Source organism: Streptomyces sp. CA-142005 (genome assembly GCF_050942335.1).
In the GTDB taxonomy this organism is placed as follows: domain Bacteria; phylum Actinomycetota; class Actinomycetes; order Streptomycetales; family Streptomycetaceae; genus Streptomyces.
The window spans coordinates 669,175-682,111 of sequence record NZ_CP192078.1; the positions used below are offsets into that span (position 1 = coordinate 669,175).

Annotated in this window: 8 protein-coding genes and 1 pseudogene; 7 read left to right on the forward strand and 2 right to left on the reverse strand. The window is 71.1% G+C overall.

From position 1 onward, the window contains the following. Positions 1-7: 7 nt before the first annotated feature. Positions 8-316: a carboxymuconolactone decarboxylase family protein gene (locus tag ACQPXS_RS03510; protein WP_433455688.1), complete on the reverse strand. Its 309-nt coding sequence runs from the start codon at positions 314-316 to the stop codon at positions 8-10. A 52-nt stretch (positions 317-368) separates the two neighbouring features. Continuing rightward, positions 369-1,706 (reverse strand): annotated as a pseudogene (locus ACQPXS_RS03515) (MFS transporter); the annotation flags it as partial. Positions 1,707-1,822: 116 nt separating this feature from the next. Here ACQPXS_RS03515 and ACQPXS_RS03520 point away from each other — a divergent pair. The 7 genes from ACQPXS_RS03520 to ACQPXS_RS03550 all read left to right on the forward strand — a co-directional run bounded on the left by ACQPXS_RS03520 (position 1,823) and on the right by ACQPXS_RS03550 (position 12,924). Then, on the forward strand, positions 1,823-2,722 hold the full coding sequence (locus ACQPXS_RS03520; RefSeq protein ID WP_433446789.1) for a helix-turn-helix transcriptional regulator: 900 nt from the start codon (positions 1,823-1,825) through the stop codon (positions 2,720-2,722). Positions 2,723-3,129: 407 nt separating this feature from the next. Further along, positions 3,130-4,467: an alpha/beta hydrolase family protein gene (locus ACQPXS_RS03525; RefSeq protein WP_433446791.1), complete on the forward strand. Its 1,338-nt coding sequence runs from the start codon at positions 3,130-3,132 to the stop codon at positions 4,465-4,467. A 710-nt stretch (positions 4,468-5,177) separates the two neighbouring features. Then, positions 5,178-7,079, forward strand: coding sequence for an ArnT family glycosyltransferase (locus ACQPXS_RS03530; RefSeq protein WP_433446793.1), 1,902 nt, complete (start codon positions 5,178-5,180; stop codon positions 7,077-7,079). 457 nt (positions 7,080-7,536) lie between these two features. After that, entirely contained in the window at positions 7,537-10,287 is a 2,751-nt protein-coding gene (locus tag ACQPXS_RS03535) for an AAA family ATPase (protein WP_433446795.1), read from the forward strand. Between the two features lie 162 nt (positions 10,288-10,449). Next, positions 10,450-11,277, forward strand: a complete 828-nt coding sequence (locus tag ACQPXS_RS03540) for an alpha/beta hydrolase (protein WP_433446797.1) — start codon at positions 10,450-10,452, stop codon at positions 11,275-11,277. 75 nt (positions 11,278-11,352) lie between these two features. Beyond that, positions 11,353-12,147, forward strand: coding sequence for an oxidoreductase (locus ACQPXS_RS03545; protein ID WP_356310834.1), 795 nt, complete (start codon positions 11,353-11,355; stop codon positions 12,145-12,147). A 168-nt stretch (positions 12,148-12,315) separates the two neighbouring features. After that, complete coding sequence (locus ACQPXS_RS03550; RefSeq protein WP_433446800.1) at positions 12,316-12,924, forward strand: flavin reductase family protein; 609 nt, start codon at positions 12,316-12,318, stop codon at positions 12,922-12,924. Positions 12,925-12,937: the final 13 nt, after the last annotated feature.

Below are 12,937 nucleotides of genomic sequence, written 5' to 3' on the forward strand. Positions count from 1 at the left end.
GGTCAGGTCAGGCAGTGGTGGTGCTTTCGGGCCCTGCGGGCTCCTCGGCGATGCTCTTGAACTGGGTGACGGCGGTCATGGCCGTGGGCCAGCCGGCGTAGAAGGCCAGGTGGGTCAGGGCCTCGCCGAGCTCTTCCTTGGTCAGGCCGTTGTTGTCCAGGGCGAGCTTGAGGTGGAAGCCGAGCTGCTCGGTCCGGTACAGCGCCGCCAGCGCGGTGACGGTGACCAGGCTGCGGTCCCGTGGCGACAGTTCGGCGCGCTCCCACACCTCCCCGAAGAGGACGTCGTCGGTCAGCTCGACCAGTTTGGGGGCCACGGAAGGTGCGCACGCCGTGCAGGAAGCCGCCGTGGCCTGCCAGCAGGGCGCCGAAGACGGCGACGGCCAGGGCGCCGCCGATCTGGCGGGCGGTGTTGAGGATGCCGCCGGCGACGCCCGCGCGGTGGGCGGGGACGTTGTCGAGGAGGTGGGCGGTCAGTGGGGGCATGACCAGCGGGCCGCCGAGGCCGACGGGAACCATCAGCGTGGCGACGGCCCACAGTGGTGCTGTCGGCGGAAGCACCGCCAGGATCATCGTTCCGGCGGCCATCGACAGCAGCCCTCCCGTGATCGAGGCCCGTCGGCCGATCCCTCGCACCAGCCGGCTGGAGGCCGGTGTGAGCAGTGCGGAGAAGGCCATCATCGGCAGGAACGCCATCCCGGTGGCCAGCGGCGACAGACCGCACAGCTGCTGGAAGTACAGACTGAGCACGAACGGCATCCCGTAGAAGCCGACCATGAAGGTGAAGCCGACGGTGACCGCGATCACCATGCTGCGGTTGCGGAACATCTCCAGCGGCACCATCGGGTGCGCGGAGCGAGCCTCGACGGCGAGAAAACCGGTCAGCCCCAGGACCGCAACCGCCAAGGCTACGATCACGCGGGGGGCGGTGAAGCCCTCCGCACCGGCTTCGATCACCCCGTACGTCAGTCCGCCCATCCCCGCGACCGCGGCGAGCTGCCCGGCCCGGTCGAACGGCACCCTGCGGTGCGGCGACGGCCGGGTCCGCGCCACCAGGAGCAGGGCGACGACACCCACGGGGACGTTGATGAAGAAGATCAGCCGCCAGCTCAGCTCGGACAGCACTCCGCCCACGGGCGGACCGGCGGCAGCGGCCGCCGCCCCGCCCGACGCCCATACGGCCACCGCACGGGCGCGCCCAGCCTGGTCGTCGTACGCCTCCCTGATCAGTGCCAGTGTCGTGGGCATCACCACCGCCGCCCCGGCGCCCTGCACGAAGCGGGCGGCCACCAGGATTCCGAGTCCGGGCGCCAGGCCGCAGGCCGCGGAGGCGGCGACGAACACCGCCACGCCGGTGCCGAAGGCGCGCCGTGCGCCGATGCGGTCCGAGAGGGCACCCGCCGGCAGCAGCAGCGCGGCGAATGTGAGGGTGTAGCCGTCCACCACCCACTGCAGTCCGGTCATCCCGCCGCCCAGTTCGTCGCGGATCGTGGGCAGGGCGACGTTGACGATCGTGGCGTCCAGGGTGATCACGAAGAAGCCGACCACGGCGGCGGCGAGGGCCGCGACCGCGTGCCGGCCGCGCTCCTCCTCTGCCGTGCCGGCAGGCGGCCGCAGGGTGGTGGGCACGAAAGTCTCCGGACGACGAGATGGGCGTAAGGGCGGGACGGCGGCGCGTGAGTCACCGCTGCCGAGGGCGGATCGCACCGCCCCTTCTCTCCGCTACCGATGAAACCGCTGGTCACGGGGGTGGGGAAGGTAATGCTGTTCCGGGTAATGACAGAACCCCCCACGCTCCGTGCACCCGCCCTAGCCTGGAAGCCGTGGACAGCAGGAACGAGATCAAGGAGTTCCTGGCATCGCGCCGGGCCAGGATCACCCCGCAGCAGGCCGGCCTTCCCGCGTACGGAGGCAACCGCCGGGTGCCCGGCCTGCGCCGCGAAGAGGTCGCCATGCTCGCCGGGATGAGCGTGGACTACTACGTCCGGCTGGAGCGCGGCAACCTCTCCGGTGTCTCCGAGGCGGTCCTGGACTCCCTCGCGCGCGCCCTTCAGCTCGACGAGGCGGAACGCGCCCACCTCGACGATCTGGCCCGCGCCGCCAACACCACTCCGCACAAGCGCCGCCGTACCGCCCCGCAGCCGACGCAGGTGCCGCCGAGCGTGCAGCGGATCCTGGACTCCATGACCGACGCGCCCGCGTTCGTCCGCAACGGCCGCCTCGACTTCCTCGCCGCCAACCGGCTCGGCTACGCCCTGTACGCGCCTTTGTTCGGCGACGGGCACAAGCCCCCGGCGAACATCGCCCGGTTCAAGTTCCTCGATACCCGGGGTCGCGAGTTCTTCGGCCGCCATTGGGAGGAGTCGATGAACAACACCGTCGCCCTGCTGCGCACCGAGGCCGGCCGCAATCCGCACGACAAGGGCCTGACCGACCTCATCGGCGAACTCGTCACCCGCAGCGAGGAGTTCCGCATCGCCTGGGCCCGGCACAATGTTCGCCTGCACTACAGCGGTGTGAAGCACTTCCACCACCCGGTCGTCGGCGACCTCACCCTCGCCTTCGACGCAATGCAGCTGCCCGCGCACCCTTCCCTGAGCCTGACGGCGATGAGCGCCGAGCCCGGCTCCCCCGACGAGGACGCCCTGAAGCTGCTGGCGAGTTGGGCCGCCACCGCCGACGAGGCGCTGCCCCAGGAAGCCCTGGACCGGCCCGCCCCGTGACCTGTGACGGGGCCGTGGCGGGGTGGGCCCGAGCGTGTGCGGAAGCGATCACTGCCAAGGCCGTCGAAGCGCGGCACAGGACCCCGGGCCGGACGCCTGATCCGGCTGTCGTCGTCGGCTCGTTGCGCCTTTCACAGGCGGGGCGATGTGACCAGTGACGGGCGCCGGAAGGCCTCCAAATCCTCGACGTTGCCCGGTTGCAGAGCCAAACGCAACGCCCGGCGCGATCGGATCGCGGTACGGGTCGCGGTACGCCGCCCGTGATCCGCTGACCGTGCCTGGAAAACGTGGTCCGCGCGCGCTACTCCGCGGTAAACGCACGGTCCCGCGATCTCTTGGTCCGGGCAGCGGTACGGTGTGCCCTGACCATCAGCGGGCCATGGGCCCGTGACCACTAGGGGAGTTATATGCAACACCGCAGACCGCGCCACCACCGCAGACTCATAGCCCGAGCGGTCGGTACCGCAGGTGTGCTCGCGGTCGCCCTGGGAGCCGGGGTGACGCCTTCGATGGCCGCCGGGAAGGCGTCCGACAAACAGTCGGCCACCGGATCCTCGCCCGACGAGGACTCCACGAACTGGGCGCCGGAGAACGACGGCGCGGCCCTTCCCAAGGACGCCCACGCGGCCGCCACGCTCAGCCGTGGCCGGGCCTCCGCCGTCCAGCTCAAGCTGCCCGCGCCGAGCGGGCCCTACAAGGTCGGCACCTTCAGCCAGCACCTCGTCGACAAGTCCCGGACGGATCCGTACGTATCCGGCAACCGGGCGCGCGAGTTGATGGTGACGTACTGGTACCCGGCCTCCACCACCTCCGGATACCCGGTGGCGCCGTGGATGCCGTCGATCTCGGGCGCTCACTTCCTGTACTCGCGCGGCCTGTCGCCGCAGCAGGTCGCGCTGCCGCAGACATCCAGCCACGTCCTGGCCCCGGTCGACACCAAGCTCGGCAAGCTGCCCGTTCTGCTGTACTCGACCGGGCTGCACTCGGACCGCGCGATGGGCACGGCCCTGGCCGAGGACCTCGCCAGCCGCGGCTACATCGTCATCGCCGTCGATCACACCCACGACGCCAACGAGGTGCAGTTCCCGGGCAACCGGCTCGAGGTCAACACCATGCCGGCCGGCTCGCACTCCTCCGACACGCTCAACGTGCGCGCCGCCGACATCCGCTTCGTCATCAACCAGCTCGGCACCATCGCCAAGGGCGGCAACCCGGACGTCGACCACGCCAAGCTCCCCTCCGGTCTGTCGAAGTCCGTGGACACGTCCCACATCGGGATGTTCGGCTGGTCGCTGGGCGGCGCCGCGGTCGACACCGCCATGCAGCTCGACCACCGCATCGACGCCGGGGCCAACCTGGACGGCCAGTTCTTCGGCACGGCGCCGAGCAAGGACCTGAGCCGCCCGTTCATGCTGTTCAGTTCCGGCACGCACAACCGCAACAACGACTCGTCGTGGCGCAAGCTGTGGCCCCACCTGACGGGGTACCGGGTCGACATCCAGCTCCACGGCTCGCGGCACCTGTCGTTCAGCGACAACGAGTGGCTGGTGCCGCAGGTGGCGCCCCTGCTCGGGCTTTCACCGGAGCAGGTGCAGCAGCAGTACGGATCGATCGACCCCGAGCGGGCGATCAAGATCCAGCGCGTGTACCTCGCCGCCTTCTTCGACAAGCAGTTGCGCGGCAAGCACACCAGCCTGTTGGACGGGCCCTCCAAGAGCTACCCGGAGATCGCCTTCGTCCGCTGACGGACTCCGAGCACCGGGCCCCCGCATGGGGGCCCACCCGGAAGTTCCGTGACAGGACGACGCAGGGACGCTCGTGTGATCGTTGTGTGATCTCATGCGGCTAAAGTGTGCGTTCATCGAACGTTCGAGCGCCCGTCGCTCGGTTGAGAGAGGAACCGCTGCCCTGCCCACCGCGTCCCGGGCCCTGCGCCACAGCGCCCCCGTCGCCGGCCGCGATGCGGCTGCCCGGCGTGGTGTGTCCGCCGGGCGCGTCGGCCTCCGTGCCGCTGCCGGTGGCGGCAGCTCGCACCGTGGCCGGGCCGGGCGGCATCCGATCCGAGGCGGCCGGAAGCCAGGTCGAGCGGTGCGGAGCCGATCGTCGTGGACGTCCCGCTGTCGGTGCGCACGGCGATCGGCACCCCTGCGACGACGCGGGGCCGCACCGCCGGCACGTCCACAGCGGCCGGTACACCGACTCCCTGCGCCGCTCGCGTCGGCGACCCGGCACCGTCGACCGCCGCCGTCGACCACTGCGGTGTGTGCACGGGCCTCGACGGCCCGCTCCGCCACAGCGTCCGCCCCGACCGGTCTGCCGCCGACGGCACGACCACCGACAGTCCGTCGGACGGCGTATCGCCGGACAGCACGCACCAACGACGCCTACGGCTTCCGGGCAGCCCGCCGCCTGTAACCCGCCGCCCCGCCTGACCACTGATCCAAGGACCTCCGCCATGGCCACCATCCCCACCGACCAGACCACCGGCTCCCGCACCGGCCACCGGACATCGCGCCGGCGCGGCAGCCGGCCGGAAGCTCCGGCGCGCTGGGAACGCCCGGCGCTGGCCGCGGTGCTGGTCGTCGCCGCGCTGCTGTACGGCTGGGGCATCGGGCACGCCGCGATTCACCCCTACTACAGCTCGGCGATACGGTCGATGGCCTCCAGTTGGCGGGCCTTCTTCTTCGGCGGTCTGGACCCCAGCGGTTCGATCACCCTCGACAAGCTGCCCGGCGCCTTCTGGCCGGAGGCCATCAGCGTCTGGATCTTCGGTCCGAGCACCTGGGCGGCCGCGCTGCCGCAGGTCGTCGAGGGCGTGCTCACCGTGTGGCTGCTCCACCGGATCGTACGGGCCTGGGCCGGGCCGTTCGCCGCGCTGATCGCCGCGCTGGTCCTCACCTTCACCCCGGTCACCGTGGTCCTCAACAGGGCCACCATCCCGGACACCGCGCTCACTCTGCTGCTGGTGGCAGCCGCCGGAGCCCTGCAGAAGGCGGTACGGACCGGGCGGCTGCTGCCGCTGGTCACCTGTGGCGTCTGGGTCGGGCTGGCCTTCCAGACGAAGATGCTGCAGGCATGGCTGGTGCTGCCGGTCTTCGCCGTCGTCTACCAAGTCGCCGCGAGCGGCACAGCGTTGCGACGTGCCCTGCGCCTGCTGCTGAGCGGTGTGGTCGCCCTGGCCGTCTCGTGCTCGTGGGCGCTGCTCGCCTGGGTGACGCCCGCCGCGGACCGCCCGTATGTCGACGGCACCTCCAACAACAATCCCTTCAGCCTGGTCTTCGGCTACAACGGCCTGAGCCGCTTCAGCGACGATGACACCGCGTTCGGTGCCGTTTCGGGGACCGCCGCCAGCCGGACCTCCGGAAACACCGGCTGGGGAATGCTGGTCAACCACACCGTCGGCCCGCAGATCGCCTGGTTCCTGCCGCTCGCCGCGCTCGCCGCCGTGGTGGCCCTGGTCTGGCGCGCCCGCGAACCGCGAACCGACCTGCTGCGCGCCGGATTCCTGCTCTGGGGCGGCTGGCTGGCCGTGCATGCCGTGGTGTTCAGCGTCTCCAACGGCAATCACCCGTACTACACGGCCGTCCTCGCACCGGCGATCGCCGCGCTGGCCGGGGGCGGGCTCGCCCTCTTCCGGTCCGCGTACGAGGCGGGCGGTCGGCGGCGCGTGTGGCTGCCGTCGGCCATCCTGCTGACAGTGGCCTGGGCGCTGGTACTCGACGTGCCGACCCTGTTCGCCTCCTGGCTGCTGTTGCTCGCCGTGGGCCTTGCGGTGTGCGGCGCACTCGGCCTGTGGACCGGCGGGTCACACGCCTCGGGGATGGTCCAGGGCTCCCTGGCCGCCGGGATCGCGGCCACCCTGCTCCTGCCCGCGGGCTGGGCGGCCTCCTCCCTCGATCCGCTCTACGCGGGCGCCTCCACCTCCCCCACGGCCGGCCCGGTCGGCAAGGTCTACCGCAACGCCCTCCACGACCGATCCGCGCTCCGCCGGGTCGGGCTCGACCAGCCCAGCGACCGCGACACCGCCCTGCTCGACTACCTCACCGCGCACCACCACGGCGAGAAGTACCTGCTCGCCACCCAGGCCGCCTACCCTGCGGAGCGCCTGCTGCGCGCCCAGTCCCAGCCGATGCTCGTCATGGGCGGATTCACCGGCAAGACCCCCTTCCCCACCGCCGATCAACTCGGCAGCCTGATCACCACTCACCAGCTCCGCTACGTGCTGCTCACCCCGCTGCGGCCCACCACCCCGGCCACAACCTGGGTGAAGTCCCACTGCACGCGGATCCGCTCCGGGGCCTACGGCTGGCGCACCAAGGGCAGCTTCCGCCTTTACGACTGCCGCAAGCAGGGCTGAGGCACGACGCCGCGTCGACGGAAGCGGCCGACCGGCACGGGCACAGGCCCGACACCCGCGCTCACCTCAGGCACCGGGGTCGCGGCAAGCCGCGCCACCAACTCGGTCGAGTCCGCCTGGTGATGAACCACAACAGGGGCGGGCCGCCGGTCTGCGGGCACGATCGGATGCGGCACGGCGGCTGCCGGGTGGTGGCGTGCCCTTCGTGTGTACGCGCCGGCGGCCAAGCCCCCCGGCTGGACCATCTGCAGGGCATCACCGTACTGATCGACGACGGTGGCCCTCTGCGGAACGCGCAGCACCCTGCAGCCGTCACGAGGGCCGCCGATCATCGGCCCGGCTGCGGCTTCGAAAGATCTTGCGGCTGCCGCCCCGTTCCCGCGCTAACGTGGATGATCACCCCCAAGACGGCGTCTCGGCAGGTGGCCAGGCCCGAACTCGGACGGGAACGGTGACAGTGGCGCAGAACGAGCATCGGCTCATCGGGCGGCAAACGGAACTCGCGCGGCTGGAGCGGGTGCTGCGGGCTCCCGCGCACTCCTCGTTCGCCGTGCTCCGCGGCGAAGCCGGCACCGGCAAGAGCGCGCTCCTTCAAGCAGCCGTGTCCCTGGCCGATGCGGCGGGCTTCGGCGTGGTGGGTGCCTCCGGTGTGGAAGCGGAGTCCCAGTTGCCGTTCGCCGGCCTGCATCAGCTGCTCCTGCCGCTGCTCCCGTACGGCGGGCGACTGCCCGACGCCTCGCGCGGGATCCTGGAACAGGTCACTGGTCTGCGTGCCGAGGCGGCTCCGGACGTGGCGCAGGTCGCCGGTGCGATGCTCTCCCTCATCGCCGCGGCAGCGGACGACCAGCCCCTGTTCTTCGCGGTCGACGACGCGCACTGGTTCGACAGCGAGAGTGCCCGTGTCTGCACGTTCGTGATGCGCCGGGCAGGTGCGGTCGGTGGCCGGGGCCTGATCACCGTACGGGCGGACGTACCGTCCGTGTTCGACGCCGCCGGACTCCAGGAGATCGAGGTCGGGCCCCTGGACGAACCGGATGCGGCGGCGCTGCTGGAACGCACCGGCGGCCATCTGGACCCGGTCGCCCGTGAGCGCGTGCTGCACTGGGCACAGGGCAACCCGCTCGCGTTGATCGAGCTGCCGAAGACGGCCGGGCGCGTGCCTGCGGCCCCGGCCGAGCAGGCATCCCCGCTGCCCCTCACGCGCCGCCTGGAGAACCTGTACGGATACCGGATCTCCGAGCTGACGCCTTCCGCGCAGGAGGCCCTGCTGCTGGCCGCCCTCGACGGCCTGGCCTCCGTGGCCGGACCCCGCCGTCCCGCACTGGAACGGCGGCTCGGTGACGTCGACGAGGCGATCGGCCGCGGACTCCTGGTGGTCGACCCGGTCACCGGGCAGCTTGGCTTCCGCCACCCGCTCGTGCGTTCCGCGGTGGTCCAGCTCGCCACGCCCAACCGCCGAAGGGCGGCCCATTCCCAGCTGGCCGAGCTGTACCGGGACGACCAGGAGCGGCGGGCGCACCATCTCGCCGAGGCCACGGTGGACCCCGACGAGAAGGTGGCCGCCGTGCTGGAGCGGGCTGCCGAGGCCGCGACCAGACGGGGAGCGTCCTCGGTCGCCGTGATCTGGTTGGAGCGGGCCGCGCAGCTCAGCGAGAGACCGGATCAGCGCTCCCGGCGTCTGGCTGAGGCGGCCTTCGTCGCAGGCCAGTCGGCCCAGCTGGAGCGGGCGCAGCAGCTGTCGGAGATCGCGGACGCGGGTGCCGGCGACACCGGAAGGATCATCGCGGAGTGCTACGCCGCCCTCTACCGTGACGGCGACGTGCGCACCACCCATCGCAAGGTCGTCGCCACCCTGAACCGGCTGGACCCTGTCCAGGACAAGCCGGCAGTCGAGCGACTGATCAACCTCCTGCTGGTGATCTCCCTCTTCGCGGCGGACACCGCAGTCTGGACGGTCACCGAGTCGTGTGTGGACCGCTTCTGCGACCCGGCCGATCCCGCGGGTTCGGCCGCCCTGCTCTACCGCGACACATGGGGCGACGTGGTCCGCCGGGGCCCGGGCGGTGTGGAGCGTCTGCGTCAGGAGTTCGTCCGTGCTACGGCCGACCGGCCGTGGGATGCCATGCGACTGCTGGTCACCGCCTACTACCTCGACGCACTCGACGAGTTCCGCAGCCCTCTCACCCGCCTGGTCGCCCGGGAAGGGGAGGCGGGCGCCGCCGGAAACGCCATGACGTTGCTCCAGGTCGTCATGCTCGACCAGATGGGGTCCGGCCGCTGGGCCGACGCCGAGCAGACGGGCCGCCACGGTCTGGAGCTGACCGCCCGGCACGGCTACGCGCTTTTCGCCCATCAGTTCCGCGGCTTCCTCGCCATGGTCGCCGCCTGCCGCGGAGACCTCGACGCCGCGGACGCTGATCGCAGGGCGGTGGAGGCCTGGGCCAGGTCACGCGGTGTCGGCCACCTGACCCAGTACGCGGATGCCGTCGGCCTGATGGCGGCGCTGGCGCGCTCGGACCATGAGGCCGCGTACCGCTTCGCAACGACAATCACCGCACCCGGCGAGTTCACACCCCACAGCCAGCAGGCGCCGCGCACCCTGCTGGATTTCGTTGACGCCGCCCTGCGCAGCGGACACCTCGACGAGGCCCGCCGCCACGCACAGGCGGCCGTCGCCGCCGGGCTGCCCGCCCTCTCTCCCCGCCTGGCCCTCGTCACGGCGGCGGCACAGGCCATGACGGCGCAGAAGCAGACGTCCAGCCTCTACGAGCGTGCCCTCGCCACTCCGGGTGCCGCCCTGTTCCCGTTCGAGACCGCCCGCATCCGTCTCGCCTACGGTGAGCGACTGCGCCGCGACCACGAGACCAGAGCGGCGCGCGAACAACTCGAGGAGGCCCTGCGGGTCCTCACCGACCTCGGCGCCCTCCCCTGGGCCGACCGGGCCCGTGGGGAGCTCGCCGCGGCCGGGGCCGCCTTCGGCGCACGGGGCGCGGGATGGCAGTCGCTGACCGTGCAGGAACGGCAGATCGCCCAGCTCGCGGCAACCGGGCTGACGAACAAGGAGATCGGCGCGAAGCTCTTCCTCTCGCCCCGTACGGTCAGCTCCCACCTGTACCGCATCTTCCCCAAACTGGGGATCACCAGCCGCGCCGCGCTCCGCGACGCCCTCGACGCCGCCATCCCCACCGCTCCGCCCGACGAACGCTGATCTCGCCCGGCGGCCCGCTCGGTCCAGCCCTTGGCCCCTCAGTCATGTCCCAACGCCACCGGTTGCGTCATCTGACTGAGCCGACGGTGATGACGCCGGCGGCACCTTGGAGAGCACCACAGGAGATCGCATCAGGCGGTCCTCCGTCGCAAGGAGGCTCTCATGGCGAACCAGCGCACCCCCGTCGTCCTGATCCACGGGCTGTGGCTGCACTCCTCCTCCTGGCACCCCTGGATGGAGCTGCTGCATGCCGAGGGCTTCGACCCGCTCGCCCCCGGCTGGCCCGGCGAACCGGACGACGTGGCCGACGCACGGTCACACCCGCAGGCCGTGGCCGGCACAGGTATCGAGGACGTCACCGAGCACTACGCGTCCCTCGTCAAGGCGCTGCCGGCCGAGCCCGTGCTGATCGGGCACTCCTTCGGCGGCCTGATCGCCCAGAAGCTCCTCGGTCTCGGCCTCGGCCGGGCCGCCGTGGCGATCGACCCGGCACCGGTCAAAGGTGTCAGGCCGCTGCCGTTCACACAGCTGCGCTCGGCCTTCCCGGTTCTCCGTAATCCGGCCAACCGCTCCCGGGCGGTCTCCCTCACGGCAGCGCAGTTCCGCTACGCGTTCGGGAACGCGATTCCGCAGGCGGAGTCGGACGCCCTGTTCGAGGCGTACGCCGTCCCCGCCCCGGGCCGGCCGCTGTTCGAAGCGGCGTTCGCCAACTTCTCCCGCAGGTCACCGGCCGCGATCGACACCGGCAACACCGGTCGCGGCCCCCTGCTGCTGATGTCGGGCCAGCGCGATCACACCGTGCCGGACGTCGTCACCCGCGCCGCCTACAAGCTCTACGGCGACTCGACCGCGACCACCGACCTCAAGCAGCTGCCCGACCGCGGCCACTCCCTGGTCGTCGACCAGGGATGGCGGGCCGTCGCCGACTGCGCGCTCGGCTGGCTGGCGCGCCAGGGCATCACCGGCCTGTCCGCCACGGCCGGCCGCTGACCGCAGGCATCACGCCTTCCGCCTGCGCCTGCTCCTTCCCCACATGAAATAGATCAACGAACGAGGAACACCATCATGGACCTGCACCTGAAGGACAAGATCGTCGTCGTCACCGGCGCGAGCCGCGGCATCGGACTTGCCGTCACCCGAGCCTTCGTCGAGGAAGGTGCCCGGGTCGTCGCCGGCGCCCGCACCACCAGCCCCGAACTCGCCGAACTGGCGGCCACCGGGACCGTGATCCCGGTGACGGCCGACCTGGCGACGGTGGGCGGCGTGGAGACGCTCGTCGCGACCGCTGTGGGACAGTTCGGCGGCATCGACGTCCTGGTCAACAACGTCGGCAGGGCACAGCCCCGGCTGGGCGGATTCGCCTCCGTCACCGACGACGAATGGCTTGAGACCCTGACCGTCAACCTGCTCAGCGCGGTGCGCGCCTCACGTGCGGCTCTTCCCGCGCTGCTCGCGTCGCGTGGTGCGATCGTCACCATCAGCTCGGTCAACGCTGTCCTGCCCGACCCCGGGATCGTCGATTACGCGGCCTCCAAGGCCGCACTCACCAACTTCTCCAAGGCGCTGTCCAAGGAGGTGGCCGCGCAGGGCGTACGGGTCAACACCATTGCGCCCGGCCCGGTGAGCACCGACCTGTGGAGCGGTCCCGGCGGCATGGCCGAGACCATCGCGTCCGCCATGGGCGTCGAACCGCAGGAAGCCGTGGACCAGGCGATCAACAACCTGGGCGGCCTCGCCACCGGTCGGTTCACCCGCCCCGACGAGGTCGCCGACCTCGTCCTGATGCTCGCCGGCGACCGCACCGCCAACATCACCGGCGCGGACTTCACCATCGACGGCGGTCTCATCAAGACGCTCTGATCGATCACCAGAGCACCTGTATCCGCTCCCTTCACCCGGAGTGGGCACAGGTGCTTCGGCACCCCGGCAACCGAGTTCCACAGTCGCCCAGGCACCCGGCCGCACCTTCGACCGACACACTCCCATCCTGTAGAGGCTCGAAGCGGGTCGGACTCGATACTGGGGCGCATGCGCGTCGAATACGACCCTGAGGCGATGGGCACGTCGGCCTTCTACAGGTTCCTGACATCGGTCGTCGTGCCACGGCCGATCGCCTGGGTTTCCACGACCACGCCGGACGGCCGCACCGAAAACCTCGCCCCGCACTCCTTTTTCAGCATCGCCAGCACCGATCCGCCCATCGTCCAGTTCACTTCGATCGGCCGCAAGGATTCTCTGCGCAACGTCGAGGACACCGGGGAGTTCGTCGTCAACTTCTCGTCCGAACCGCTGCTGCACCTGATCAACGCCACCGCCACCGACTTTCCTCGTACGGTCAGCGAATTCGACGCCGCGGGTGTCGAGCGCGAACCCAGCAGATGTGTGCGGCCGCCCAGAGTGGCGAGGTCCCACGTGGTTCTGGAGTGCCGTTCCCACACCACTCTCCGCATGGGCAACTCGACGCTGGTCTTCGGACGGGTGGTCCATGCAGCGGCGGACGAGAACTACATCGTCGACGGCCGGCCCAGCAGCGAGTTGTTGCGTCCGCTCACCAAGCTCGGCGGCGACGAATGGGGCACTCTGGGCGAGGTCCTGCACTTGAACCGCATCCCGTACGAAGAGCCCGGCCCGCGCTGATCGGGGTCCGGGC

Bases quoted from the DNA above. Each gene is read 5' to 3' on its own strand.
- ACQPXS_RS03525 (WP_433446791.1), top strand. From the start codon at position 3,130: ATGCAACACCGCAGACCGCGCCACCACCGCAGACTCATAGCCCGAGCG.
- ACQPXS_RS03530 (WP_433446793.1), top strand. From the start codon at position 5,178: ATGGCCACCATCCCCACCGACCAGACCACCGGCTCCCGCACCGGCCAC.
- ACQPXS_RS03540 (WP_433446797.1), top strand. From the start codon at position 10,450: ATGGCGAACCAGCGCACCCCCGTCGTCCTGATCCACGGGCTGTGGCTG.
- ACQPXS_RS03545 (WP_356310834.1), top strand. From the start codon at position 11,353: ATGGACCTGCACCTGAAGGACAAGATCGTCGTCGTCACCGGCGCGAGC.
- ACQPXS_RS03550 (WP_433446800.1), top strand. From the start codon at position 12,316: ATGCGCGTCGAATACGACCCTGAGGCGATGGGCACGTCGGCCTTCTAC.